The organism is Polyangium fumosum (assembly GCF_005144585.1).
Taxonomy (GTDB): domain Bacteria; phylum Myxococcota_A; class Polyangia; order Polyangiales; family Polyangiaceae; genus Polyangium; species Polyangium fumosum.
Map to the genome: position 1 here is coordinate 101100 of NZ_SSMQ01000005.1, position 26690 is coordinate 127789.

A 26690-nucleotide genomic window follows, 5' to 3' on the forward strand; every position below is an offset into this window, starting at 1 on the left:
GAGGCTTCTGGGCACATTGTCGCCGCTTCTTTCCTTGCTCCGCCCCGCCTCCGTATGCGATAGAAAGGTTCGTCATGGCGAGCAGCTCCAGCAAAGGGAAGCTCGCGGAAGGCGAGGTCTTCCGGTCGAGCCAGTTCGTGCTCATGCGAGAAGCCGGCGGCAAGCTCGTGCGCATCCGCCGGACCGACGTCCCCCTCGACGATGGGGCCATGTCCGACGTGCTCGCATTTTTCGACCGGTTCTTCCCGCCGCTCATGCGCACCCAATTCGTCCTGCTGTTCGACTCGCGGGACGCGCCCATGGTCATCGATCGCGACATGGAGCGGCGCATCCACGAGGCCGGCGCGCGGCTCCTTTCGGGGTTCGCCCGTGCGGCCGTCCTTGTCGCGAGCGCCACGGGCAAGCTCCAGGCCGCGCGGATGACGCGCGAGAAGTCTCGGGCGCCCGTGTTCGTCAACGAGACCGAAGCGCTCGCGTACCTGCTTTCCGAGCTTTCATTCGATTGAAGCCGCTTGAGCCCACCGCCGAGACGCGGTAAGCAGGACCCACGAGGTCGGGCTCCCATGACGAAGCGAATGCGCAAGGTCGCGACCGTTGCCGCGTTGTCCGCCGCGCTCGGGGGCTGCAACGCGCGCGCGCTCGTGTACGGACCCGAGCCGCAGCTCTGGCAGCCGAGCGTCGAAATGTCCGGGCTCGGGAATGGCCGTGTCGTCGTCGAGAAGCTGCCGGAAGGTTGCGGCGTCGAGTGCCTCGATCATTGGGGCAAAGGGATCGCGCTCCGGCTGACGCCGGTCCCCGACGATCGTTCGACGTTCGTGGGCTGGGCCGGCGCGTGCTCTGGCACGGGCATCTGCGAGCTCATGCCTGATCAATTCTGGATGACGGCAACGGCTCGTTTTGCCGACCGCTCGTCGGTAGGGACGACCGTCGTCGCATCCCGGATCAATCCGAGCGGCGCCTGGGGCCTCGCTGTCACGGGCGACGGCGACGCGCTCGTCGGCGGCGCGGACACCGACTTTTTATCGCGCTTCGACGCCCGCGGCGCCCGCGTCTTTCGCCTCGACGCCCGCGGCGCATCCGCCCGTGCGGTAGCATTCGATCCGGAAGGCAACGCAATCGCCGTGGGTATCGCGCGGCGTCCCGGAGGCGACGCCGCGGAGGTCGCATGGCTCGGTCAGGTGGGCGACGCGTCGAGTGCATTCATCGCCAAGATCACGAGCAGCGGGCGCGTGTTGTGGTCGCACACGTTTCCTGCATCGGTCCTCGCCTCGTTCGACGCGGTCGCCGTCGATCCGGCCGGCGATGCGTACGTCGCGGGCGGCTTTCAGGGGCGAATGACGATCGGCGACGTCACATTCGAGGAGCCCACCGGGACCGGCCTCCTTGCACGGTTCCGACCGGACGGCTCGCTCGTGTGGGCGCGCGCGTATGTGGGCGCCGGCGTACGCATGGCCAGCATTGCCCTGACGCCCACGGGCGACGTCGTCGCCGCGACGGGGAGGCTCGCGTCGGAGCAGCGCCCCGTGGGCGCCGCCGTCGTCTCTTTCTCGAAGCGAGGCGAAGAGCGCTGGAGCTGGCATAGTGATCCCGTCGAGCTGGACCTCGATGCGATCACCCCCTTGGCCGGAGGTGACGTCGTGGTCGGGGGTAAGATTCGAGGGCCGGTGCACTTGGCAGGTCGTCATTGGCCACCGCTCGGGCGATTTTGGGAGGACGCCATCGTGGTACGGCTCGCCCCGCCGGGGGTCGAGCGATGGGCGCAGCGCTTTGGTGGGCCAGGACGTGATCGCGTCACGCACCTCGGCGGGGACGGGCATGGCGGGCTGATTGCGACCGGTGCATTCACGGGCCCCATGCGCTTCGGTGATCAGGTGCTCGAAAGCGAGGCTTATCGCGTGGAGGAGCCCGGGGGCAGTACACCGCCGCCGGATGGGTTCGTCATGAGCATCGGTCCCGAGGGCGAACAGCGCTGGGCGGAGCGTTTCGGCCACGCGGGGGACGACACGGTATGGGCCGCGAGCGTGGATACGCGCGGCACCCTCCGATTGCTGCTGGAACACCTGGACGTGCGCGAGCAGGTGCATGACACCGGAAAGACGATCTGGGGCGAGCACGAATATGCGCTCCTTGCGCGTAGCTATCCTTTCCGGTAATCGACAGCATCAAGGCGAAACTCGAGACGGCTCCGCTCGACGCGACCATGCTCGACAACATCCCTCCCGGGGACCGATGGGCGTGCGCGTGGCCCCCGGATCATTGTGCGGTCGAGGTCCTGATCGACGACGACGAGGACGCCCCGTACGAACACCTCGTGGACATCGCCCGGCGGATCCTGCCGAAGCTCGACAATTTCGAGCGCGTGGCCGATCGGCCTCACTTTCTCTCACGGTGACAGGGGTGAGGCGAGGACGAGCGGCACGCTGCGCCTGCATTGACGCATCGCGCAGCCTCGCATTCTGCAACCTGCGCCCTCGGTGGGCGAGTATACTGTGCTTTATGAGGACACAACGACGCAGAGTTCGGCTCGCAAGAGGTTCGCTGGTGCTCGCGTGCGCAGCGCTCATCGGCTGTGGTTCTGAGGTGATCGAGCAGCCCCATCCACAGACCACGACGTCAGGGACCAGCACGGATGGGTGGACGACGCTCATCGACACGAGCTGGGAGATCGGTGGGGGCAGCGAAAGTTATTGGTGCGCGACCAAGACCTTCCACGAGGATCTCTACATCAACGCCTTTCGACCCCTCGGTTCGACGGGGACGCATCACACGCTGCTCTTGTGGTCCCACGGCAATCTGCCCGACAGCGAGAACGTCTGCGGACCGACGCTCCACGAGAGCTTGCTATATGCATCTGGCATCGGCACGGACGACCTGGTTTTTCCTGAAGGGGTCGCGCTCAAGATCCCAGCAGGGACACAGCTCCTCTTGAACCTTCACCTCTTCAACACGACCACGGACCCCCTCCCCGGCATTTCGGGCACGTTCGTCAAGACCCTCGCTCTTTCGGAGGTCAAGCAGGAGGCCGAAATGATCATGCCCGGCGCAAGCGGAATCTCCGTGCCCCCGAACAGCCCAGGCTCCGTGCAAGGCGACTGCGCCTTCCCGGGAGACGCGACCCTCATGAGCGTATGGCCCCACATGCACAAGTACGGCACCCATATGCGCGTGACGCACCAGATGAACACGGGCGAGGTCACCCTGCACGACGGGTCCTTCAGCTTTACGGAGCAGAAAAACTATCCGATCACGCCGGTCCCGGTTCTCGCGGGAGAGCGCATCCACTTCGAGTGCTCGTACATGAACACGACCTCGAAGACGATCGGCTTTGGTATCAGTTCCGACGACGAGATGTGCTTCCTCGGCCTCTACCGATATCCCAAGCTCGCCTCCGCCTGCCAGTAGGGGCAGCGCGCCGGGCTCTCGAAGTCCGGGGTCGGTTCTCGACGTTCGGCGTGTTGGAAGGGGCGCGTGTCAGGGCTGATAGGGCTGCGTGTCGAACGCGCCGCCGTAATACAGCCCGACTTTCCGGTTCGATTCGGTCCCCGCGAGCCCACAGTTGCCGGCCGTGCCGTACACCTCCCCGGTGAAGTCGGTGTATGCGCAGAAATTGTCGTCGACGTTGTGCAGGCGAATCGGGAAGTTCGCGTCGAATCCGCCCTGCTCGTAGGCCTCGAGCTTCCACCGCTGCTCGTCGCTGTTGTTGCACGGGGCGGTGACCACGGTCCACGGGCCGGCCAGGATGCCGGATTGGGCTAGGCATTCTCCGTTCGAAACGTTTCGGAACCCGAAGGCGTCACCGTCGGGAAACATCTCCCATTGCTGCTTGGGATCCGTCGGCTCGCACGTGCTCGTGGACTCGACCTTGCCGTCGCCGAGGATCATGCACCGGTTTCCGACCTTGAAGCGAATGACGACGAAATCGGATTGGCTGTCGCAGACGTCGCCGATGCCGTCCTTGTCGATATCCGATTGGTCGGTGTTCGGATGCTCGGGGCAGTTGTCCTCGGTGTCGGGGATGGCGTCCCCGTCGCCGTCGGCCCCCTGGCAGGAGCCCATGGCCGCGACCGGGCAGATATCACCGTGGCAGCTCCATTGCGGGAAATCGTAAGCGATCTTCGCGCCTCCCGGCGCGCACTCCTTCCCGTCCAGCGAATCGGCCGTGCAGGCGGCGTCGAAGCTGCCGCCGCTGCGCTTCTTGTCGCCGAGCACGATGCGCGACGTAACGCTGCCCGTGAAATCGCCGGAGAGCGTGACGGTCCCGCCCTCGTTGCCATTACCGCTGAAATCGGTATCTTGAATCAACGTGCCCGTGCCCACGAGGTTGATCTTCCGCGGGACCATCACCCCGCCCTCCTCGACGTCGATCGTGACGGCGTGCGCGCAGGCGTCAAAGGTGAACTTGCTAATGGCGCGGAGGCCGCTCAAGCTCACGTCCCAGGCGACTTGCCCGGAATCGCACTGCTCGAGCCAATCGCCCGTACCCGAAGGATTCTCGCAGCCGTTCAGCATGCACTTCGTTTCGTCCTGCCAGACGGCGAATGCGCGCGCGAGCTCTTGATTCGACCATGGCACCACCGGCTCGCAGCTCTCCTTGCAAGCCTCGCTCTCGACTTTGTAGTTGGCCTCGTCCGTGCCCTTCGACCACGCGATGCGGATCAGGTTGAACCCGCATTTAGGCACCGCAATCTGACGGCTCGCATCGAGCCGGTTCGTGCAGTTTCCGCCGTTCCACTCCGGCACCGTTCCATCGGTGGTGAAACAGATCACGGGCTCGTCATCGAGGTTGATCACCTTGACGAGGGAGTTCACCTCCGAGAGGGTGGTGGCGCTGGGAGGGTCGAAGTGCGGCACGGGGGTCTCGAGGCCACCCGTGCCGCAGCCCACGGCAGCAAATGTGAGGAATACAGGAGCAAACCAAGGACGCATGGCCCCAGCATATCGCCGTTCGAGGGCAGGCACTTTGGAAATTTGTTAAATCTTGTAGAGCCCGCCTGTCTGCTGCGCTGCGTCGTCCATCGCAAACGCGCATCTTCTGCGCGCAGAGCGCGCATCTCTGGAATTTCGCTTTCGCAGCGATGGTCCCGCCGGACGTGCCGATGAGGTGCTCCATCATCGTCGCCACGAAATCGAGGCGAGCGAGCGCCGCGGTCCGCTCGCGGACCCCGCGTAGCGCAGCGGGGCAAGAGGCCACGCCGATTCCGTGCTCGGCCAGGACACGAACCTTTCGTTCCTCTTGTCCAGGAATCGCGCTGAAGAAGACCAGCGGGACCCGGCTCGCGAGCGCCTGGCAAGGGCGAGCCCGCCAGGCTTGGTGTTCACGACATCGGAGCCCCCGACCCTTTCACCATGTTATGGTCGAAACGCTGGATCGCGCAAAGAGGCCTTCGATGGGCGTACCGGCGCGAGGCGCGTAAAGGCATCACATACGGCGCGGATGATGGCGTTGCGCTGGGTGAGCGCGACGCTCACATGGCCCCCGGGCAGGTGCCGCACCTCGGCGCCTTGCCAATGCTCCGCGAGGCGCTGGGTGGAGCTCGGAGGGACGAAGCCGTCTTCCTGAGCGGCAAGGAGAATGGCGCCGTGGAGGGCGGGGGGCGGAGGAAGGGCCGTGATGGATGCCGGCGCGAGGACGTCACAAAGCTGCCTGCGAATGGCAGGAGACGCACCGCCTTCCGAGCCCAGAGCTCTCCAGTCGGCCATATCGGAGAGCACTCCCTCCTCGAAAATGGGAGCGATGGCGTGCGCGGCGGCGACGGGAATCACGGCGAGGGGTTCCGGATGCAGCGCGGCCGTGTAGGCGGCAAGGCTGCCCCCCATGCTGAAGCCCGAAATCCCGAGGTAGTCGTGGCCGCGCGCGCGCAGCCATTGCAGGAGGGCGAGGGACTCGACGGCGGCCGCACGAAACATGAGCAACAGGTCGATGACCGTACGAACCGCCACGCTCCGTTGCCCGGGAGGACGACGCGCACCATAATAAGGGTTTTCGAGGAGCAACGCGCCGATCCCGTGCAGCGCGAGGCCGTCGGCCAGCGAGCGGCGCCGACCAAACCCTTCGTCTCCCGAGGCGGCGAGGAGCAGGCACACAGGCGGACGCGCGCCGGCTCCAGCAGGCAACACGAGCTGAAATCGTGCGGCATGACAAACAGAAGGCATGAGCTCGCTCGCAGCGGGGCTCTTGAAGCGCCCCTCCTGCACGAGGGTTTGTCCCTCGCGCACGGCCCGCCCGATCACCAGGTCGTGGAGTACGGCAGGTGTCCGCTGTGGCTCGAGCAGCGCGTCGCGCTCGGAAAGCGGCCCCCACCCATCGGAAAAATATCGCGGGGATCGCGACAAGACGATCTGACCAAAAAGAGCATCGAGCCAATGAATTTGCATGGCTTCAGGGCACCGTGGAGGTGACGCGGCATATCACGAGGAGCATGAGGCCCGCGAGCGCCGCGAGCCATTGTGCCTGGTCGGTCACCATTCGTTTCTTGCGGCCCGACGGCAGCAGCACGAAGACCAGACTGAGCACAGCCACGGCGAGCCCGACGACCAGCCTTTGCGTGCCCGAGAGGTTCAGGAGGACGAGCGACGCCACGCCCACCGAGGGCCAGACGAAGAGGTGCGGCAGCATGGGCTCGATACGCCGGACATCGAGCACCGAGGCGGTATTTCGGATGCCCGTCTTTCGGTCGACCTCGAAATCGCGGATCTCGTTCCACAGGTCGCCCGCCATGGAGATGGTGCAGATGAAGACGGCGCCCAGAGCGGCGGAACGAGGGAGCTCGGGGGCGCGGGCGTACGCGACGGTGAGAAACTGGAGCGTGCCCAGGAAGAGGCCATGGGAAACGAGATCGATGAAAGGCATGGCCTTGAGCCGGACTCGCTTGTACGAATACAAGAACCCGAGGGCGACGTTCACGGTTCCAAGGAGGAGCACGCGCCCCCCGAAAGGCCAGAGGAGCGCGAGGCCCACGAGCACGGAGAGCCAGCTCAGCACGAGCGCCTGGCCCTGCGTGAGCAAACGAGCGCAGATGGGGTTGCGAACGACCTTTTGCGCATCCTTGCTATCGTCTTCGGCGTCCTCGACGTCGTTGATGGCAAAGGCGAAGATCGTCAGCAAGAGATTGCCCATGAAGAGCAGGGCGATGTCCGCTGCCGAAAGCCGCGGATTGAAGAGCGTCCCGAGCGCGACGAGGGCAATGGTGTTGCCGTAAAATTCCTCGACGCGGCTCAAGCGAAGGGTGCCCAGGAAAGGCCTGGTGCGTGTTGCGAGCTGGTTCATATAAGAACGGCTCCTGGAGCCCAGGCGAGGAGTAAGCGTTTGAGAACGTGGTTCTGTCAAGTCCCTTCGTAGCGGACCATGCAAACCAACCTCCGGGCACGCGTGACCTTCACGCTTCCTTCGAGAAGCTGGACGTCGATCTCACGCAGGCGCTCGACCTTTGCGCGAATCGTCACGGGGCGCGCTTGGATCATGCCGTCGGCCCCATCCACCTGTGGAAGGAGCGGTCTACGCGGCTCTTCAGAGCGGCGACGGAACCCATTCGTAGAGGATGGTGTTCGGATCGTCCGCCTCCATCGCGGAGCGAGTGAATCCGAACTTTTTCAAGAGGCCGATCGAGGCGGCGTTCGCAGGCGAGACAAGCGCAATCACTTTGCGGAGCGCGAACACTTCGGCCGCGATCCGAAGCACCGCCGTTCCCGACTCGAAAGCGTACCCGCCGCCGCGAAACTCCGGCAAAAAGGCGTAGCCGATATCGATGTCCGTGTATTGCTCGCGCTTCAGCAGCCCCGACATACCGATCAGCTCACCCGTCGTCTGGAGGGCGACGCCCCAGAGTCCGTGCCCGTTGTGTTCATAGCTGGCGAGCGGTCCGTTGCGAAGGTACGCCTCGGCGTCTTCGAGCGTCCGCACGCCGCGATCGCCAATGTACCGTAGGAAGTCGGGATCATTGACCAGGCGAAAAATGAACGGCGCGTCTGCCAGCGTCAGTTTACGTATCACGAGCCGTTCGGTCGTTGCGAGCGTGCCGTTCATGATGCCGCCTCTTATGGATGTATCGTGCCGTCAAAGCAAGCTCGTCGTAAAGTCCATTCGCCCACTCGAACTGGGACTGCTCGAACGTACCGTCGACAGAGCGGCGTGTTCGGAGGAAGTCATCGTCGTTCATGGGATCCCACGGATGTTCAACGCACCGACGGAAGAGAACCGGCAAGCTCCCTGGACCACGAGGTCGCAAAGGGCGGTATGATGGTCCCGTACTCCTGCCGACACGGAGCAAATTTTCGACGGTTGACGACTGACTTAGTTATGTCAGGACACACTCTGTACGTCTGTTGCATGTAGTGGTGCTCGCGTGAGTTGCTCACGCGGGTGTGCCGGAGGGGGCCCGGAACGAACCAAGCTCGTAGGGGGGGCTTGCGGGGTCGTCGGGTCCGTTGCCGAAGTCATGAGGTTTGTGTCGTCTGCGGATGTTTCGCGGACGAGTCGATAACATCCATCATCCGTGGGGGAGCATCGCGCGGCTCGGTGTCTCCGGCATGTGCCGGAGCGCCCGCGCGAGACCGTCGACGCGCGATCCGGCACGCGCGAACGGTATTGCTCTGCCCGCAGGAGGCCGCAATGACAATGAATGTCGAACCCAACCGTTCGTTCGATCTGAGGGCTTACCTGAGCATCCGTCGAGCGAGGATCGATGCGACGCTGGAGAGCTATCTGGCCCTCGAAGAACCTCGCGCCCTCTACGAGGCCATGCGCTATTCCCTGCTCGCCGGCGGAAAGCGGCTGCGCCCCATCCTGTGCCTCGCGGCCTGCGAGCTCGCGGGCGCTCGGGCCGAGATCGCCCTGCCCACCGCTTGCGCCATCGAGATGATCCACACGATGTCGCTGATCCACGACGATCTGCCGGCGATGGACGACGGCGATTACAGGCGCGGCCGCCTCACGAACCACAAAATGCACGGAGAAGCGCTCGCCATCCTCGCCGGCGACAGCCTTCTCGCCCATTCGTTCGAGCTCATCGCCCGCCGCACCGTCGGCGTCCCGGCCCAACGGACGCTCGCGGTCATCGCCGAGCTCGGCCGCGCCGCAGGTCCGAGGGGGCTCGCCGGCGGCCAGGTGGAGGATCTCGCGCACGAAGGCAAATACGGCGTCGGCGTGGACGTGCTCGAGGACATTCATACCCGCAAGACGGGGGCGCTCCTCGAGGCGGCGGTGCTCTCCGGGGCGATCCTCGGCGGCGCAGATGCGCTCACCACGGCGCGTCTCCGCCGTTATGCGCAGAGGCTGGGGCTCGCCTTCCAGATCGTCGACGATATCCTCGACCTCACGTCCACGTGCGAGGCGGTCGGCAAGAACGTCGGGAAAGACGCATCCGCCCGCAAGGCGACGTATCCGAGCGTGCTGGGGCTCGCGGAATCCCGCCGCCACGTGGAGATGTTGATCGAGCACGCCATGAGCGACCTCGCCTGCTTCGGCGACCGCGCGACGCCGCTCGTGGCCCTGGCCGCGTCGCTCGCCCAAAGCCTTTGATGAGGCCCGGCACATAGAGGTTCGACATGAACACCTTCCCTTCCGACGTGCGGGCCGCGCGCGCCACGAAAAACCCCATCGCGCGCGAGCTCTCGCTCTTCTGGTCGTTCGTCGCGGGCGACGTGTCTTCCGCGGTTGTCCCAGCGTTCCTGTTCACGCTGGCGGCATGGAAGACGACGGGCGCGGATCCGGCGCGGCTGCCGGGCGTGATCACGCGCAGCTTGCTTTACTTCTCCCTCTATCTTTATGCCTTTTGTCTCGCCAACCAGGCCACGGGGCTCGAAGAGGACCGGCGCAACAAGCCCCATCGGCCCCTGGTGAGGGGACTCGTGTCGGTGCGCGGCGCGTGGTTGCGCTGGGCCGTGGTGATGGCGCTGTTCACCCTGACGGGCGCGTGGCTCGGGGTCCTCGAGTATGCGATCGGCTGGCAGCTCATCATCCTCGTTCACAACGTCGTACTCGGCGCGCGCAACTGGGTCGTCAAGAACCTTTGCATGTCGCTCGGGATCCTCGTTCAGCTCGCCGCGGCGTGGCAAATGGTCACGCCCCTCTCGCCGCTCGCGTGGCGGTGGATCCTCTTGCCAGCGGCCGTGATTTTTCCCCTGGTCTCCGTGCAGGACCTGCGCGACATGAATGGGGATCGCGCGGCTGGTCGGCTAACGTTCCCGCTCGTCTTCGGCGAGCGCGCAACACGAATCCTGCTCGCCGTGTGTTTCGGGCTCCTGCCGATCACCGTTCACATCGCGCTCCTGGAGCCCGCGGGCGCGCGAGGACTCGTGTGGGCCGCAGACGCCGCCCTCAGCGCCGTCGCGCTCGCCATCGGCCTGCGCGTGGCTCTCTTCCGCACGCCGAGGGAGGATCACATCACCTATTTGCTCTTCACGGGCTGGTATTGCCTGCTCTTGACCACTGCCGTCGTCGTCCTCTGAAGGAATCGAGGTACACCCATGAAAACTGCATCTCCGCCTGGACCCAAAGGGCTGCCACTCCTGGGCAGCCTGCTCGACCTGCGAAAAGACAAGCTCGGCTTCCTGACGAGCCTTGCCAAAACGTACGGCGACTTCGTCCATTTTCGCGTCGGGCCTCGCAACGCATATCTCGTGAGCCGCCCCGATTGTGTCCACGAGGTCCTCGTCGAGCAGCCGAAGCGGACGCCGAAGGAATGGATTCACCAGCGGATCGTGGCGCCGTTCTTCGGCAACGGCGTCGTGACCTCGAACGGCGCGGTCCATGACCGGCAGCGGCGGCTGGCGCAGCCTGCCTTCCAGCCGCGGCGCCTCGACAATTATTGTCGGATCTTCGTGGAACAGGCGCTCGAGGGGATCCGTGAGTGGCGCTCGGGCGGCGAATACGAGATCGACACCGAAATGCTACGGATCACGATCCAGAATGTCTCCTTGACCCTCTTCAGCGCGGACGCGACCGACATCGTCCCTCGCGCCGCGTCGGCGATGACCGACATCCTCGGGCTCCTCGGCAGGGAGTACGACATCGCGTTCCCGATCCCCATGTGGGTGCCGAGCGAGTACAACCGCCGCAAGCAAGCGGCCATCCGTGAGATCAACGAGATCGTGATGAAATTCGTGGAGGACTGGCGGAGGACCGGGCAAGACAAGGGCGACCTCCTGTCGATGTTGATGCTCGCCCACGGCGAACGCGGCGACGTGACGCACGACGACCTGCGCGACAACATGATCGCGATGTTCTCCGCGGGTCATGAGACGACCGCCTTCACGCTGGTATGGGCGTGGATTCTGCTTGCGCGACATCCCGAGGTGGAAGCCGCGCTATGGGAGGAGCTCGACCGCGTGCTCGGCGGGCGCCCCCCGACGGCCGACGATTACCCACGTCTCGCCTACACGACGATGATCATCAAAGAGACGTTGCGCATCTACCCGACGGGCTGGCTCTTGTTCCCGCGCGAGACGACCGAGGACCTCGTCCTCGGGGGGTATCCGATCCCGAAGGGGAGCATGCTCTACGTATCGCCCTACGTGATCCATCGGGACCCGACGTATTTCCCCGATCCCGAACGCTTCGATCCCGAGCGCTTCCGGTCGGGGGCCGAGAAGCAGCTCCCCCGGGGGGCCTACATTCCTTTCGGCCTTGGGCCGCGGGTATGCATGGGTCAGCACTTCGCCTTGATGGAAGCCGTGCTCACCCTGGCGACCGTGGCGCAGCGTTATCGGGTGTCGATCCTCGCCAAACAACCGCTCGTGCCCAGCGGAAGCCTCGCGCTGCGGCCGCCTCGAGGTGTGCACGTGCGGGTCGACGCACGGTACCCCACGGCTGCGGCGGCGGCATAATCGCGGAGCGGGCGGAGTTCTGCTACCTCCGCCCCTCCTCTCGCATGCGGCGCATGCAAAGCGCGAGCGCGTCGCGCAGGCTCGATAGCGTGATGACGCTGGACATGTCGATGCCCATGCTGACCATGGTCTGCGCGACGTTCGGCCGGATGCCGGAGATGATCCCCTCGGCGCCGAGAAGGCGGACAGCCCCGATGATCGAGAACAGATGGCCGGCCGTGGCCGTATCGATGACGTCCACGCCTGTCAGATCGAGAATGGCGAACCGCGCGGACAAGCGGCTGACGGCGCCGAGCACGTCATCCATGACCCGCGCGGCGCGCCGGCTGTCGACGACGCCCACCATGGGCAGCGTGAGCACGTGGTCCCATACCTGGATGATGGGGGTCTCCAGGTTTCGGATCACCTCTTGCTGACGCTCGATGAGCGCGAGCTTCGTTTCGAGCTCGGCCTTGGCTTGCTGCAGCTCGGTGATGTTGAGCGACATGCCCACGGTCCCGATCACGTTCCCGTCCGCGTCCTGCACGGGGATGTCGCGGTTGTCCCAGTACTGGCCGTTGTCGCTGCTGACGTGCCGGGTCATCGTGCCTTCGAGGGCCTTCTTCAATCCCGTGGTGTTGTCCGGCGGGTAAAGCGCGAGGGCGTTCTTTCCGATGAGGTACTCGGGCTTGATGCTGGAGAGCTCCAGGCCTTTGCCGTCGGCATAGGTGCACACGCCTTCCTTATCGGTGGCCCATACCAGGATGGGGAGATTGTCGAGAACGACGCGCAGCACCTGCTCGCGGCGGCGCACGGACGACTGCTCCACGTCGACCTCCCCCTCCTTGGGCCGCAGCGACACGTGGACGCGGTCGCCGGAGGACGCGCGGCGCGCGTGGAGGACGAAGGCCCGGGCCTTCGCGCCCTTGCCGCCGAGGAGCACGGTGAACACGGACGGCTCGCTGCTCGCGACGATCGCTGCCCACTCCGAGAGGAAGTGACCGAAATCCCCTGGATGTACCCGCTCGTAGAGCAAAGTCTCCGGCCTGACGTCGCCTCCGAGCGCGTTTGCGGCCGCCTCGTTGACGTGAAGACAATGCCCTTCGCGGCTGGCGACGATCAGCGCGTCGGGATGCTCACGGAAGAACTCTTGCAATCGTTCCGCGTCGTCGATGGTCTGCATGCTTCACCGAGAAAGCCTGACGACCACATCCCACCACACTTCATGATCTGCTGCTAGAACGAAAGCTCACCCGCCCGCGGTCGCGCAGGAGGCGCGGGGGAAAGAGCGAAGCATCTCACCGCCCTGACAGTTTCACGAATCGGGGGAGTGCGTTCGGAGTGTCTCTTTACGTGACCTCACGATATTGGGTCGGACAGGTTCACGGTCCCATGTGGGCATCCATGGGACCAAGCGTCTCGTTTCCACCGATCCTGGGATTGTCGAAATCTCTTGCACCGCGGGCCTATATGTGCATAGGCCCGCGCCGATCCGCCGCACCCGATCGAATCCAGCCGCACCCGCGACCGCGAGCGAGTCGGAGCAGACTCGCTTCCTCTTGCCAGGCGGACGTGATGATCGGAAAGCCCAGGAGTAGCGTGATTCCCTGGCCGTGAACCTCGTAATGGATGGCGGGCAGACGACGTGGCATGCCCGCTCCTACCTTCAACGTTCGAGGAACCTCGCGATCGCGGAGCCGAGCCAGCGTCCGTCCTCGTAGGCGGGCGAGAGGGGCTCGCCGGTCATCACGGAGACGAGCTCCCAATAGCGCAGCGCGCGTGGATCCTGCGTCCTTCTCATCTGCTCCTCGAATGCGTCGTCGAGGTCCTTGCCGCTCGCCTTCGCGGCCCCGCGGACGAACCGCTCCGCGATCACGCGGGCCTCGGCGGAATCGGGCGCCACGCCCCGTGCCCGCGCCTCGCGCGCGGCGGCGATGCCCTCGCTCTGCGCGCGGAGCAGCGCCGCTTGGTCGACCTCTTTGCTCCACGTGACGGCCGCCATCACGCGCATGTTCGCGATGAACGTCGGATCGGCGAGAATCTCCGCGAGCTCGATCCACGCTTCGAGCTGCGCGGGCGTGGGATCGTCCGGCAGCTTCGGGGCGCTCGCCTCGATCATTCCTCGCATCCACTCGCCGTCCATGGGCACGCCGTCGGCGACCTGGTCGTAAAAGCGGGAAATGACTGTTTTGCGTTCTTCATTGGAAAGTCGAGTCACGGTCCACAACCTCCTCAAATCGTTTTCGCTGGGCTCTCCCCGAAGCGCGGCGCGCAGCGCGGCGGCGATACGCGAGAGCGAGGCCACGTGGGCTTCGACCGCCGTGAGGCGCAAGCGGAGCGCGTCCTCGAGCGATAGATTCCTGGCGAGCACCTTGCGGATCGTCGCGAGGTCGACCCCCGCTTCGCGGAGCGTCCGCACGAGCTCGACACGAACCACCTGCTCCTCGTCGTAAAGCCGATAATTGGCGCGAGATCGCCGTACCGGCGGCAAGAGCCCCTCGTCCGAGTAGAATCGGAGCGTCTTGACGGGGATCCCCGTCCGCCGCGCCAGCTCCCCGATGGTGAGCGCCTCCCTCTTCGGCATGGCGGCCACTCTGAGGTCTCCACCTGCTGGAGAGTCAAGCAAGAAAAATGTTCACGGGATCCGCGATGCGCGACGCGCGTGGTACCCGGCTTCCGTGATGTGCCCGTCAGATGTTCCTGCAAGAGAAGCGATTGAGAGCTTCGACCCGTCGTTGCTGAGCACGCCTCGACGACGACCGCTTCCGTATCATCTTGAACGGGGAGCGGAGTCATGAGGTACGTTTGGCCGATGCTCGCCTGCGCCATCACGCTGCACGCGGAGACCACGTCGGCCTCGGGCTTCGTGCGCGCGGCCGGAGGCCGCTTTCAGCGCGATGGGAAGCCCTACACCTTTCTCGGAGCGAATTTCTGGTATGGCATGAACCTCGGCGCCGAGGGACCTTCGGGAAATCGGGAAAGGCTCTCGCGGGAGCTCGATCGCCTCGCGGCCCTCGGGATGACGAACCTGCGTATCCTCGCGGCCACCGAAGGCCCGGAGTCCGCGCCCTGGCGGATCCTCCCCGTGCTCCAGCCCTCCCCGCGTGAATACCGCGAAGAGCTCCTCCTCGGCCTGGATTTTCTGCTGAAAGAGATGAAAACGCGCGGCATGGTCGCCATGGTTTGCCTGAACAATTTCTGGCCCTGGTCCGGCGGCATGGCGCAATACCTCCGCTGGAGCGGCGCGGGGCCGATTCCTTATCCCCCGCCCGAGCCCGGAGGGAGCTGGGGCGCCTATCAGGCCTATACCGAGGCGTTTTATTCGAACCCGGCCGCCGTCGAGGCATCTCACGATCTCGTGCGGATGCTGCTGAGCCGGACGAACCGATATACCGGCGTGCGATACGCGGACGACCCGACGATCATGGCCTGGGAGCTCGCGAACGAGCCTCGGGGCGGGACGAACGTCGAAGCGTTCCACCGATGGATCGAGCGCACGTCCGGCCTCATGAAATCGCTCGATGCCCAGCACCTCGTGACCACCGGCTCCGAGGGCGAGACGCCTTGGCCTCACGCGAGTGGCCTCGACGTCGTCACGAACCACCGGTTCTCCTCGATCGATTACGTCACGGCGCACGTTTGGCCGCAAAACTGGGGCTGGTACGATCCGGCGAGGCCCCGAGAGACCTACGAGGTCGCCGTACGTGAAATGCGATCCTATCTCCAGCGGCATATCGAAAAGGCGCGTATCCTGGGAAAACCCCTCGTGGTCGAGGAATTCGGGTTCCCGCGCGACGCCGGCAGCCACGATCCCGGCGCGACCACGACGGCGCGCGATCGATATTATCGTGCCGTCTTCGACGTGGTGCTCGACGCCGTACGCGCGGGCGCGCCCGTGGGCGGGGTCAATGTTTGGGCCTGGGCCGGAGAAGGCCGCCCGCGCAGGGCCGGCGGCCTTTGGCAAAGGAACGACCCGTTCATCGGCGATCCGCCACACGAAGCGCAAGGTTGGTACGGTATTTACGATACAGACCATTCGACCCTGCGTGTGATCGCGGACTATGCGCGCCAAATCGCCCTGGACTCGAGGCGATTGCCCGACGCGTCAACCCCATGACGCACAACGACGAACCAACGTGAGCCGCCATGCGAAAACTCTTGATGTATGGCCTGCGCAGGCAGTACATTCGTAACAGCGGCCACCTGCCACACACGCCAACGAGCGAGGGTTGGACTTGAACGAGCATCCTACGGAGACGCACCGGGACCAGGACCGGGAGACGCTTCTTGCCCGCATCGACCTGCTGGAGCGCGAAAATGTGGCGCTGCGACGAACCGCCCAGGAGGCGCAGCGAATCTTCGACGGCTCGTGCGATTTCTTGCAACGCTTCGATCTCGCCGGCAACTTCCTCTACATCTCCGCCGCCTGCCGCGCCGTCCTCGGCTACGAGCCCGACGAGATGATCGGAAAGGCTTCGTTCGAGTTCCTCCACCCGGACGACGTCGAACCCACGAAGAAGGAGCAACAGATCTTGCTCGCGGGCGGCCCGCCATCCCGGATCGAGCTGCGACTCCGGCGCAAGGACGGCGTGTACGTATGGATGGAGTGCCGCCCCGTGCTCATCCGGGGCCCGCACGGCGAGCCCCTCGAGTTCGTGGTGACCGCGCGCGAGGTGACCGAGCGCAAGCGCATGGAGGACCGGCTCCGCGCGAGTGAGGAGCGGTTCCGCGCGCTGCTCGCGGGCCTGCACGTGGGCGTGGTCATGCAGGAGCCGAGCGGGAAAAACGTCCTCTTCAACCCGCATGCCCTCACGTTGCTGGGGGTAACCGAGGATCAACTCCTCGGCCGGACCTCGTTCGACCCTCGCTGGGGCGCGGTGTACGAAGATGGCTCGCCGTGCCCGGGCGAGGTGCATCCGATCTCCGTCGCGCTGCGGACGGGCAAACCCGTGCGCAATTTCGTGCATGGAGTCGACCGTCCTGCGCTGGGCGATCGCGTGTGGCTCCTGGTGAGCGCGGCGCCGCAGTTCGACGAGCATGGCGTGGTGACGGGCGCCATCGCGACTTTCACGGATATCACGGCGCGCAAGGAAGCCGAGGATCTGGTGCGTTCGCAGGCCCATATGCTCGAAGAAATGTCGACGCCGCTCGTGCCCATCCGCGACGATATCGTGACGATGCCGCTCATCGGCACCGTGGACGCGCGGCGCGCCGATCTGGTGCTCGACACGCTGCTCACGGGTATCGCGCAGCGGGGCGCGCGCGTGGCGATCCTGGACATCACGGGCGTGAGCGTGGTCGATTCGCACGTGGCGACCACGCTGGTCCGCGCTGCGCAGGCGGCGCGTCTCCTGGGCGCGCAGGTGGTGCTGACGGGCATCCGCGGGAGCGTGGCGCAAACACTCGTGGAGCTCGGCGTGGACCTCTCGGGGCTGGTGACGCGCAGCACGCTGCAAGGCGGAATCGCCTGGGCGTTTGCGCGCCGCTCTTAACGATTACTTCTTCTTTTTGCGCCCGCCGATCGCGGCCGGGGCATTTCCGGCGCAGGTCGCGCCGGCGAGGTTGTACGGCGTGTCGAAGAACATGAACTCGTAGACCTTGTCGGCGGCGAGCGCCGCGGAATTGAAGCCCTCGCCGATGCGAATGCCGTTCGCCACCATGAGCACCTGGTGCCCCTCGGCGAGGGCGGTGGCCCGCGGGCCGGGGAACACCTCCATGGCGTAGGTATCCGAGGCGACGATGGCCGGACGGAATTGCGCGAGCCAATGGCATTCGGCGATCCACGGGCCAGGCGCGGCGCCGAGATACGTCGGCCAGAGCGCCTCGTTCGCCCAGTAATGGCTCCAGCCCGTGCGGATGACGACCACGTCGCCTGGCTCGATGCAATCGAGGTCCTCCCAATCCATCGTCGCCTGGAGATCGGCGATGGTGATGCGATATCCGGGCGCGAGGGATTTTCCGTTTGGCGCGATCGCGCTCATATGCCCGACCGCGCGCTTGTAGCCGAGCACGTCGAGGAGCAGGCCCCGCGTGACGATCGGCCCGATGTTCTGGATCCCGAGCGATTTCGTGCCCCCGAGGATGCTGCCCGGCCCGTAGTTCGCGGCCTCGGAATCAGCGCGGGCGAGGGCCTGCCGATCGAGCGGGTCGAGGATCTCGGGGCGCGGCGTGATCTGCTCGAAGCGGTGGCCGCCGTAGAACCAGCCGCCGAAGCTCGGATGACCGAAATCGTCGACCTGGGTCGCCTGCTGGAACGTGAAGGCCTCGAACCGCTCGTCCTGGTAGAAGAACTCGTTCTCCCCGACCGGCCCGTACGCGGCGATCCAGTAATCGGCGCGGCGCGGCGGATCGTGCGGGAAGGCCGGGGTTCCCGCGCGCATGGGTTCGCCAAGCGAATATACCTTCGCGTCACCGCGCGCCCCGAGCTTCAGCGCGTCCTTGCGCTTCGCCTCGTTGATCTCGACCAGCGTGCCGACGGTGTCACCCCACACGTCGAGATCATCCCAGCGCGAGAAGATCCAATCGAGGGTGACAGGGTCGTCGGTGAAGGGCCCGGCGGCGTGCGGGGGCGCGGGGCAAGGCGGGCTCGCGAGGGCGCGCCCCGGAATCATCTGCGCGAGGACGGAGGCGCCCGCCGCGCCCGCCGCGCCGCCGAGGAAATCACGACGGCTCACGCGCGCCTTGTCACCCTGGGCCGCGAACACGTGCTTCAAGAAACGCATAAGCGTTCTCCTTTCGTGCAGCGCAGCCGCAGTCTCGTGGCTACGCCAATCGAGCGTCCAGCGGATCGAACGGCAATGACCGTTCATGATTCACCAAACACGACGCAGCCGGAATTTGCAAGAAATTTCGTGAGGCCCGCGACGTCGCGCGAAAAACGCCGACGACGACGCGCAGGCCTCGTGGATCAGACGGGCGGGAGCAATGCGAGCAGCGCTCGCGCGCCGACCTTCTTGTCGACGACCAGCACGCTCCGAACCATTTTTGCGCTCCCGAACAGCGCCGTCCCCAGCGCTTCGCCTGAAATTTCGAGCCTGCACACGAGGAGGCGCTGCGGGTAGCGGGAAAGAAGGGCGTCGCAGTCTCGATAAAATCGCTCGCTGCCGTCGTTCGCGAGGAAGAGGATCCGCGACACACGGGCGTTCTGAGGGCTGTCAGGGGTTTTCTGGTTCAGCGCGTCGAGGCCCTTCTGTTCACTGGCCAGCTTCTCGCTGATCAGCTCGAGGCCCTGGCAGGCGTGCCCGGCGGCGAGCGCGCCTCGAAGCTCTGCGGCAAGCGCGTCGGTCATCGGGAGCGTCGCGACCTGACTCCGACCGCGCTCCCAAAGCAAACCCGCGTGCGCGGAGAGGAGGCGCACGAGCGCATCGTGGCGTGGATCGACGACGACATCCTTCGGCAGCTTGAGGGCGGACATGGTTCGGCCAGGTCTAGCAGAACCTCGGCCCCCTGGCGAAGCGCAACGGTTTTGAAGGACGACCCGGGGTGGCTCCGACTCACAACACGCGATCGAGGAGCGCCTCTCCCCGCTCGAACCGCCGCAGGTTGTCCAGGAAATGCCGCACGAGCGCGAGGTGCTCCCCGCGCCGCCCGCCAGCCGCGTGTGGTGTGATGAAGCAATTCGGCGCCGACCACAGGGGATGATCCGCCGACAACGGCTCGACCTCGGTCACGTCGAGGTAGGCGCCACCGAGCCGCCCGCTCTGCAATGCCTCCAGCAATGCGCTCTGATCCACCGTCGTGCCTCGCCCCACGTTGTACACGAATGCCCCCTCACGCATCCGCGCGAGCCGCGCACGATCGAGAAAGCCGCGCGTCCCCATGTTCTCCGGCAACACGTTCACCACGTGATCCGCCTCGCCCAGCGCACGCTCGATGTCCCCTTCGTGCACCACCGTCACGTGGGGGTCTCCCTCTGCGCGTCGACGAACCGCCAGGAGCCGCACTTCGAACGGCGCGAGCAACTCCGCGAGCCGTCGTCCAATGGCACCATATCCGAGGAGCAGCACGGTTTGTCCACGCAGCAGAATCGACCGCTCGCGCCGCAACACGCTCTCCCAGGCGCGCGTCGTTCGTTGCGCGTCGAGCGACTCGGGCAGCCGCCGCGCCATGGACAACATCATGGCCAGTACGTGCTCGGCGCACGGATCGGCATATACCGTCGAGCTCGTCGTGAGCGCGACGCCTTTGGAGGTGAGCGCCGCACGAATCGCGTCGACGTCGTAACGGGTATACCCCGCGCTCGTCAGGTGCGCCCAGCGAAGGCGCGACGAACCGAGGAGCCCGTCCACGGCCGGCTGACCGAACGCGACGTCGGCCGTGAGCAGCGCGGGATCGGGCGCTCCGCTCGCCAGATTGGAGGACGTCCTCGCGGCGCCGAACACGAGAGAATGACCGGCCGCCCCCTCCGAGAACGCGCTGAGCGCCTCTTCCGGAAAGGTCGTGTCGCAAAAGATGGTCAGCTTCATCCGGGGTAACCTATCGCCGAAACAGCCGCCAAGCCTCGGCTCCGTCGAACGGCGGGGTGGGAATCAGGTTCAGGGCGATCAACGCAAGGTTCGTCCTCGTGAGCGTCGACGCGAGATCCCCGCCGAAGCCCCCCGAGGGCAGGAGGCTCGACCAGAGAGGCGCCGTGAGCAGCACCGCGAGCTGCGCGAGGACGCCGCCCCACGCGACGATCGCGCGCTGCTTCATGGTGACGTCGCCGGTCCAATCGCAAGACCCGCCGGCCGCGTGAACGTCGATCGAGAAGACGTGGCCCCCGACCGCACCGGCGAGCAACGCGTGACCGAGCTCGTGCACGAGGACGAGGATCAAAAACCCGAGCCATGCACCCGGCGCAAAGCTGAACCCACAGAGTACGAACGCGCCGAGCGGCATGCTCCAGTGGATGCGAATCGGTGCCCGCCGGAAGTGGCCGATCACGAGGTAGCCGTCACGAACGCGCATTGCCTTCTCCGCGGAGGAGTGTCCCTCGGGCGGCGAGATACGTCAACCGGCACGCGTCGCGACGAGCGCCTCGACTTCGCCGCCGAACGTTGCTACGAGCTCAGGACCTCGATGCAGATCCACGGCCAATGCCACTGTGCGAACATCTCGTTCACACTCGACTGGACGCCGGAGCCCTCCGAGATTCCCGCGCGCGCCTGCACGTGCTCGTTCTGCACCAAGCATGGCGGCGTGTGGACCTCCTGCCCGACCGGATCGCTCCGCGTGCGCGTGAACGAGCCCTCCCACGTGTCGAAGTATGCATTTGGCACGAAAACCGCCGATTTCCACGTCTGCGCGAAGTGCGGCATCACGCCGGTGGTCACCTGCCGCATCGACGGTCGCCTCTACGCCGTCGTCAATGTCAACACGTTCGAAGACGTCGACCCGACGCTCCTCCGGCGCGGCGCTGCGAAGTTGGACCAGGAAAACGAAGAAGCCCGGCTCGCGCGTCGCAAACGGAACTGGATCGCCGAGGTGGAGTACGAGGAAGTCACCCCGCGCGACGCCCCCTGATACGTTCGAGGTGCGCTCGGCGGGCTTGTCGCCGCGGGAACTTTCGGCGACCATGCGGTCTCTCTCGCGGAACGACCTCGTCCCCACGCGCCCATGAAGCCCTCTCCACCTGCCCCCAACTCCGCGCCGGCTCACGAGATTCTGAGCCTGCTCCACCCCGATCCGATCGCGCGGCCCGATCTCGAAGAGATGCGCCAGGCCCTCTCGTTCGCATTCGCGAGCGGCGTCTCCGGCGGGCTCTTCAGCCAGGCGCTCGATCGGGCGCCGCTCGCGCCGTCCACATGGGATCCGAAGAGCTTTGCACAGGACCTGTTCCTGGAGGAGTTCGTCGCCCGCGGATTCCGCGTGCGCGCGGGCGGCGAGCGCGACACGGTCGTGAACCGGGCATTCATCCTCCGCGTCCTCGCGCATCCGCCGACCGATCCCCGCGTGGCGGATTTCCGGCGCGAAATTTTGCGCGAGCTCTCCAGCTCGACCGTCTTTCGCCGCCAGTTCGAGGAGCTTTACGTGCTCGCTTGCCGGCTGCGCGCGGCGCTCGAAGGCGCGACGGCGGGAAAGAAGTTCGACACGACGCGACGGCAGCTCGACGTGCTCGTGCTCGTCAAGGAGGCGTTCGATCGGATGAGCGAATCCTTCGACGGCGCGAAATCCGGCCTCTCGGGCCTCCGCGAATTCGGCGCGTCGGTCCGCGAGACCGAGGGCTATCGATCGATGGTCGATCTGCTCGACTACGACGAGCACCTCGCCACGCTCGGCGTCACCATCCGCGTCGGCGCCGACGGGCGCGTGCGCGGGTTCGAGGTCCGAAACCTCCGCGAGCGTCAGGACAACCCCTTCGTCCTGTCGCCGGCACGAAGGTGGCTCGCCAAGATCGAGATGTTCTTCCGCGGTTATCGCTTCAGCGACGGCGAGGTCATGGCGCGGCTGCTCGACGCGGTCTTCGAGGGCATCGAGGCGCACGTCCTCCGGTTCATTCCGCTCCTCGGCGAGATGGAAGTGTACCTCGGTGCGCTCGGCTTTCGGGAGCTCGCGGAGGCCGCGGGCCTCGAGGTTTGCCTGCCCGAGATTCGCCCGGCCGTGGAGGGCACGGAGGAACAGCCGCGCAAGCTGATCGGGCTCTTCAATCCGCTCCTCGTCGCGAGTGGCGTCCGCGCCGTGCCGTGTGATCTCGTGACGGATCGGACGAGCGCGACCGTGCTCATCACCGGGCCGAACTCCGGCGGCAAAACACGACTCTTGCAATCAGTCGCGCTGGCACAACTCCTCGCGCAAGGAGGGATGTTCGTGCCCGCGCGCGAGGCGAGCCTCGTGCGGGTCCCCGGGCTCGTCGTATCGCTGATCCAGGAGACGCGGGTGGATCAGAGCGAGGGTCGGCTCGGAATGGAACTCGTGCGCATCCGGGCCCTCTTCGAAATGCTCGGCCCCGGCGCGATGGTCATGCTCGACGAGTTGTGTTCCGGGACGAACCCCTCCGAGGGCGAGGAGATTTTCGAGCTGGTGATCACGCTGCTCACAAAGCTGCGGCCGCAGGCGTTCATCACCACCCATTTCTTGACGTTTGCTGCGCGGCTCGCACGGGAAAATGCGATCGCGGGCCTCCGATTCATCCAGGTGGGGCTCGACGCGGCGCACCGGCCGACATATCAGTTCGTCGCTGGTGTGGCCACGACGTCGCTCGCATCGCATGCGGCGGCGCGGCTCGGCGTGAGCCGCGACGAGCTGGAAGGGCTCATCGATCGCAACATGCGCGCACCGGCCGCGCGGGCGCGGGAGAGCTGACGTGGCGACGTTTCTAGTGACGCCACGCATGAATCCGGCGCTCCGCGCGCGCGTGGAGCGGGCCGTCAGCCCCAAAGCAAGGGCGCGCCATCACGCGGCGGGCCTCAGCATGGCCTCGCCCTTCGCGAGCCGCGAGGGGTTCCGGCCAGCCAAACTCCTGCCGCTGCTCGCGATCGTGCTCATCGGAGGGCTTTTTGCGGCCATGACGATCCACGAGCGGCGGGAGCTGGAAGCGGATCGAGCCGCGCTCCTCGGCGAAATTGACGGGCTTCGGCCGGGTCTGCCGCCGGGGCACGAGGTGCTCGTCGCGGACACGGAGCGTCTCCTCGTGGAGGCTGCGGCGGACGGGGAACCGCCGGAGATCATCGATCCAGCGCTGCGCGCAGCGGGCGCGCTCGACGCGACCTTGCGCCGGCCTGCGCTTTATGTGCGCGCGCCGGCAGCCGAACTCCGCGAGGTGCGCGGCATCGACGATGCGGCGCGCGGCTCGGACAAAGACGCATTCCTCGTTTGCCTGATGTTCCCGCCCACAGCGACATCGGAGCGTGATCTGCTCGCGAAGGTGCGGGGCGTGTACTTCGCCGGGGCGAAGGTCGACAACGAGACGGCGAACGTGCGGCGGCTCGCGGAGCTGCGCGTGGGCCTCGCGGTGCTCGCGCCGGCATTCGAGAGCTCGGTGCGGACCGCGCAGGATCGCAACGTGCTGAAGAGGATGCGGAAAGACCTTCAGAAAGCTCCGGTGGATCTCGCCAAGAAGGCAGCCGCCGCGGAGCTGATGCTGGTCGTCGCGGACACCCCGGCCGGGGCACGCGTGACACTTTTTGATCTGGCCGCGAAAAAGCCGCTCCTGCGGGTGCTCCGGCGACACGAGGAGCTCACTTTGACTTCGCTGGGAGCGACCCACCGCGAAGAGCTCGAAGCGTGCAGCTTGGCGGTCGCGGTGCGGCGCGCCGTGACGGAGTAAAGCTCGCGCAGGACGATCGCTTCACATCTTGGGCGAGAACCGCGACCGCATCATCTCGATGTAAGCCTCCTCCGAGGTTTGTCGCCGCGCCTCGACGAGCGGCGCAATGTCCTTCGTGGCGAGATACCGCAGCCGGTCGGTGCCGTCGGTCGCGGCTTCGAACACGACACGCGCGACTTCTTCCGACGTGGCGAGGCCGCGTGCCGCTCGAAGGTCCGCGAATACCTGGGCCGCGCCCTCGACGAACGGCGCGTAATCGGCGATTGGCTCCCTGTGGCTCGCCTCCTTGCCGCTGCGCTCGCCGAAGCGCGTGCTCGTCACGCCGCCCGGCTCCACGATCTTCACCCGGATTCCGAGCGGCAAAAGCTCGTACGAGAGCGCCTCCGAGAACCCTTCCAGCGCGAACTTGCTCGCGCAATACGCGGACAGCATCGGGAGCGTGAACACCCCTGCGCCCGAGCTCACGTTCAGCACGACGCCGGATCGCTGCTTTCGCAGGGCCGGAAGGACGGCCCGCGTCACATCCATCATCCCGAACACGTTCACCTCGAACTGCTCGTGGATCTTTTCGCGTGTCGTCTCCTCGAACACCCCGAAGAGACCAAAACCCGCGTTGTTGACGAGGACATCGATCGAGCCAAACCGGGCGAGCGTCGAGGCCACGGCGGCATCGATGCTCACGCGATCCTGCACGTCGAGCCGCGTCACGCTCATTCGATCCGACGCATGAAGCTCCGTCTCCTGCTCCGGCGTGCGCATCGTCGCCGCGACGTTCCAGCCCTCCGCAGCGAACACCTTCGCGATGTCACGACCAAACCCCGACGAACAACCCGTCACGAGAACCGTCTTGCTCATGCCCTCGATCTAAAGCGCACCGACCGATGAAACAATCCGTGCAATCCGGCATGGTCTGATGCAAATTTTGGAACAATGATCCGCGCCAGCTTGATCGAGCTCGAAGCCGTGGTCGCCATCGCGAGCCAGAAGAGCTTCCGCGCCGCGGCCAGGCAACTCGAAATGTCGCCTTCCGCGTTGAGCCATGCGATCTCCGCGCTCGAACAGAGGCTCGGCGTCCGGCTGTTCCATCGCACGACGCGGAGCGTGTCGCTCTCGGCGGCCGGCGAGCATTTCGTCAGGCGCCTGCAGCCGGCGCTCCGGGAGGTCTCGTCCACGCTCGACGAGGTGCACGAGCTGCGTGACACGCCGAGCGGCACGCTGCGCATCAACACCTCGAAAGGCGCCGCGCAGATCGAGGTGCTTCCCATGATCCTCGAAATGCGACGCCGCCATCCCGACGTCCGCGTCGAGCTCGTCACGGAAGACCGCCTCGTCGACATCGTCGCCGAGGGCTTCGATGCAGGCGTGCGGCTCGCCGAGGCCGTGCCGCAGGACATGGTCGCGATCCCCTGCGGCGCGGACCTGAGCATGGCCGTGGTCGGCGCGCCGTCGTATTTCGCGGCCCGCCCGAAACCAACGAGGCCCAAGGACCTTCTCGGCCACGAGTGCATCCGCCGCCGCATGGCGAGCGGCCAGGTCTACCGCTGGGAGCTCGAAAAACGCGGTCGCGAAGTGACCGTCGACATCCACGGCGCGCTGACGCTCGACAACGACGACCTCATTCTGCAAGCGGCCCTCGAAGGCGCGGGCCTCGCGTTCGTGAGTGATCGCGCGGCCGCCGCTGACGTCGCAGCGGGACGCCTCGTTCGCGTACTCGCCGACTGGACGCCGCCGTTCCCCGGCCTTCGCTTGTTTCACCCGAGCCACCGGCTCGTCCGCGCGGCGCTGCGCGCGTTCATCGCGATCGTGCGAGAATCGACGCCCCGCGGGCGCGGTCATGGTAAAACAGGGAATCCCAAGGAGCGGAACGCATCATGATGACAAACTTCGTCCGGCCCCACCTCGCGCTCCTCGTCGCCTCTGCCATTACGCTCGCCGCATCCTCCACGCGGGCCGAGGCCCCGCTGGGCGCCGCGTCTCCCTCGGACGCAGAGGTCACGCGGCGCATCGCCTTCCTCCAGGCGCGCCTCGACTCTGGCACCGCCGCGGCGAATCGATGGTGGTATGGCTGGTACACGGGGTGGAGCGCGCTGACCGTCGGACAGGGCGTCCTTGCCCTCGCCGTCACCGATCCCGGCCTCCGCGCCGACGCCGCCGTGGGCGCGGTCGGTTCGTCCCTCGGCCTGATTCCTCTCGGGCTCGCTCCGTTTCCCGCGCGTCATGCCGCTGCGGATCTACGAGCGATGCCGGGGTCTACGCCGGAGGAACGAAAGCTCAAACTCGCGCGCGGCGAGCGGCTGCTCCGGGAAAGCGCCGCGTCAGAGGTGCTCCGCCGCAAATGGTTCAATCACGTGCTCTGCGGCACGGTATCGACGAGCGTCGGCCTGGTGCTGGCGCTGGGGTATGGCCGACCGGTGACGGGCGCGTTGAGCGCGACGATCGGTATCGCACTCAGCGAGGCGCAGATCTTCACGATGCCGACCACGGCGATTGACGATTGGAACGAATACAGCAAGGAAGGCGGCGAGCGTGTCGGACGCGCGCGGCGGCCTGCGCCGAGTTTTTCGTGGTACGTCGCGCCGCTCGCGGGGGGCGGCGCGGTGGTGGGCGGGGCCTTTTGATGCATGATCCCGCGATGACGACGGTC

Annotated in this window: 25 protein-coding genes; 14 read left to right on the top strand and 11 right to left on the bottom strand. The window is 66.1% G+C overall.

Annotation, left to right across the window (positions count from 1 at the left end):
* The first annotated feature begins 74 nt into the window (after positions 1-74).
* The 4 genes from E8A74_RS06710 to E8A74_RS06720 all read left to right on the top strand — a co-directional run bounded on the left by E8A74_RS06710 (position 75) and on the right by E8A74_RS06720 (position 3402).
* Positions 75-506, top strand: a complete 432-nt coding sequence (locus E8A74_RS06710) for a hypothetical protein (protein ID WP_136928088.1) — start codon at positions 75-77, stop codon at positions 504-506.
* Between the two features lie 57 nt (positions 507-563).
* Entirely contained in the window at positions 564-2153 is a 1590-nt protein-coding gene (locus E8A74_RS06715; protein WP_136928089.1) for an NHL repeat-containing protein, read from the top strand.
* Between the two features lie 47 nt (positions 2154-2200).
* Positions 2201-2392, top strand: coding sequence for a hypothetical protein (locus E8A74_RS51950; RefSeq protein ID WP_170228908.1), 192 nt, complete (start codon positions 2201-2203; stop codon positions 2390-2392).
* 149 nt (positions 2393-2541) lie between these two features.
* On the top strand, positions 2542-3402 hold the full coding sequence (locus E8A74_RS06720; RefSeq protein ID WP_170228909.1) for a monooxygenase: 861 nt from the start codon (positions 2542-2544) through the stop codon (positions 3400-3402).
* Positions 3403-3471: 69 nt separating this feature from the next.
* On the opposite strand, the gene E8A74_RS54600 is transcribed toward E8A74_RS06720, so the two are convergent.
* From E8A74_RS54600 to E8A74_RS06740, 4 genes are all read right to left on the bottom strand, one after another.
* On the bottom strand, positions 3472-4926 hold the full coding sequence (locus E8A74_RS54600) for a thrombospondin type 3 repeat-containing protein (RefSeq protein WP_136928091.1): 1455 nt from the start codon (positions 4924-4926) through the stop codon (positions 3472-3474).
* Between the two features lie 423 nt (positions 4927-5349).
* On the bottom strand, positions 5350-6375 hold the full coding sequence (locus tag E8A74_RS06730) for an alpha/beta hydrolase family protein (protein ID WP_136928092.1): 1026 nt from the start codon (positions 6373-6375) through the stop codon (positions 5350-5352).
* 4 nt (positions 6376-6379) lie between these two features.
* Positions 6380-7219, bottom strand: coding sequence for a UbiA family prenyltransferase (locus E8A74_RS06735; RefSeq protein ID WP_170228911.1), 840 nt, complete (start codon positions 7217-7219; stop codon positions 6380-6382).
* A 288-nt stretch (positions 7220-7507) separates the two neighbouring features.
* The gene (locus E8A74_RS06740; protein WP_136928094.1) at positions 7508-8023 is read right to left on the bottom strand and encodes a GNAT family N-acetyltransferase; all 516 of its coding nucleotides are present in this window, start codon (positions 8021-8023) and stop codon (positions 7508-7510) included.
* Positions 8024-8614: 591 nt separating this feature from the next.
* Here E8A74_RS06740 and E8A74_RS06745 point away from each other — a divergent pair.
* Genes E8A74_RS06745 through E8A74_RS06755 form a run of 3 tightly spaced genes read left to right on the top strand, consistent with a single transcriptional unit; the run spans position 8615 to position 11823 of the window.
* A complete protein-coding gene (locus E8A74_RS06745) occupies positions 8615-9517 on the top strand; it encodes a polyprenyl synthetase family protein (RefSeq protein ID WP_211365304.1) in 903 nt (300 codons plus the stop codon).
* Positions 9518-9543: 26 nt separating this feature from the next.
* Entirely contained in the window at positions 9544-10446 is a 903-nt protein-coding gene (locus E8A74_RS06750; protein ID WP_136928096.1) for a UbiA family prenyltransferase, read from the top strand.
* Positions 10447-10464: 18 nt separating this feature from the next.
* Positions 10465-11823 (top strand): cytochrome P450, encoded by a 1359-nt coding sequence (locus E8A74_RS06755; protein WP_136928097.1) that lies wholly within the window; start codon positions 10465-10467, stop codon positions 11821-11823.
* Positions 11824-11845: 22 nt separating this feature from the next.
* Here the strand turns inward: E8A74_RS06755 and E8A74_RS06760 are convergent, their stop codons facing one another.
* On the bottom strand, positions 11846-12985 hold the full coding sequence (locus E8A74_RS06760) for a PAS domain-containing protein (RefSeq protein WP_136928098.1): 1140 nt from the start codon (positions 12983-12985) through the stop codon (positions 11846-11848).
* A 483-nt stretch (positions 12986-13468) separates the two neighbouring features.
* Positions 13469-14386, bottom strand: a complete 918-nt coding sequence (locus tag E8A74_RS06765; protein WP_136928099.1) for a helix-turn-helix domain-containing protein — start codon at positions 14384-14386, stop codon at positions 13469-13471.
* A 210-nt stretch (positions 14387-14596) separates the two neighbouring features.
* On the opposite strand from E8A74_RS06765, the gene E8A74_RS06770 reads away from it, so the two are divergent.
* On the top strand, positions 14597-15919 hold the full coding sequence (locus tag E8A74_RS06770; protein ID WP_136928100.1) for a glycoside hydrolase 5 family protein: 1323 nt from the start codon (positions 14597-14599) through the stop codon (positions 15917-15919).
* Positions 15920-16037: 118 nt separating this feature from the next.
* Positions 16038-17294 carry a PAS domain S-box protein gene (locus tag E8A74_RS06775; RefSeq protein WP_170228912.1) on the top strand — a complete coding sequence of 419 codons (1257 nt, stop codon included), beginning with the start codon at positions 16038-16040 and terminating at the stop codon, positions 17292-17294.
* Between the two features lie 3 nt (positions 17295-17297).
* On the opposite strand, the gene E8A74_RS06780 is transcribed toward E8A74_RS06775, so the two are convergent.
* The 4 genes from E8A74_RS06780 to E8A74_RS06795 all read right to left on the bottom strand — a co-directional run bounded on the left by E8A74_RS06780 (position 17298) and on the right by E8A74_RS06795 (position 20748).
* The gene (locus E8A74_RS06780) at positions 17298-18524 is read right to left on the bottom strand and encodes a cyclase family protein (protein ID WP_170228913.1); all 1227 of its coding nucleotides are present in this window, start codon (positions 18522-18524) and stop codon (positions 17298-17300) included.
* A gap of 185 nt (positions 18525-18709) precedes the next feature.
* Positions 18710-19216 carry a hypothetical protein gene (locus E8A74_RS06785; RefSeq protein WP_136928103.1) on the bottom strand — a complete coding sequence of 169 codons (507 nt, stop codon included), beginning with the start codon at positions 19214-19216 and terminating at the stop codon, positions 18710-18712.
* 79 nt (positions 19217-19295) lie between these two features.
* On the bottom strand, positions 19296-20267 hold the full coding sequence (locus E8A74_RS06790; protein WP_136928104.1) for a D-2-hydroxyacid dehydrogenase: 972 nt from the start codon (positions 20265-20267) through the stop codon (positions 19296-19298).
* Between the two features lie 10 nt (positions 20268-20277).
* A complete protein-coding gene (locus E8A74_RS06795) occupies positions 20278-20748 on the bottom strand; it encodes a M50 family metallopeptidase (RefSeq protein WP_136928105.1) in 471 nt (156 codons plus the stop codon).
* A gap of 111 nt (positions 20749-20859) precedes the next feature.
* Between E8A74_RS06795 and E8A74_RS06800 the strand changes: the two genes are divergently transcribed.
* From E8A74_RS06800 to E8A74_RS06810, 3 genes are all read left to right on the top strand, one after another.
* On the top strand, positions 20860-21303 hold the full coding sequence (locus E8A74_RS06800) for a GFA family protein (RefSeq protein ID WP_136928106.1): 444 nt from the start codon (positions 20860-20862) through the stop codon (positions 21301-21303).
* Positions 21304-21396: 93 nt separating this feature from the next.
* Positions 21397-23082: a MutS-related protein gene (locus tag E8A74_RS06805; protein ID WP_136928107.1), complete on the top strand. Its 1686-nt coding sequence runs from the start codon at positions 21397-21399 to the stop codon at positions 23080-23082.
* Between the two features lies 1 nt (position 23083).
* Positions 23084-24046 carry a hypothetical protein gene (locus E8A74_RS06810; protein WP_136928108.1) on the top strand — a complete coding sequence of 321 codons (963 nt, stop codon included), beginning with the start codon at positions 23084-23086 and terminating at the stop codon, positions 24044-24046.
* A 21-nt stretch (positions 24047-24067) separates the two neighbouring features.
* On the opposite strand, the gene E8A74_RS06815 is transcribed toward E8A74_RS06810, so the two are convergent.
* Positions 24068-24901, bottom strand: coding sequence for an SDR family oxidoreductase (locus E8A74_RS06815; protein WP_136928109.1), 834 nt, complete (start codon positions 24899-24901; stop codon positions 24068-24070).
* A gap of 75 nt (positions 24902-24976) precedes the next feature.
* Here E8A74_RS06815 and E8A74_RS06820 point away from each other — a divergent pair, with 75 nt between their 5' ends.
* On the top strand, positions 24977-25921 hold the full coding sequence (locus E8A74_RS06820) for a LysR family transcriptional regulator (RefSeq protein ID WP_136928110.1): 945 nt from the start codon (positions 24977-24979) through the stop codon (positions 25919-25921).
* Positions 25918-26664, top strand: coding sequence for a hypothetical protein (locus E8A74_RS06825; RefSeq protein WP_136928111.1), 747 nt, complete (start codon positions 25918-25920; stop codon positions 26662-26664). The genes E8A74_RS06820 and E8A74_RS06825 overlap by 4 nt, the downstream gene beginning before the upstream one ends.
* Positions 26665-26690 lie beyond the last annotated feature (26 nt).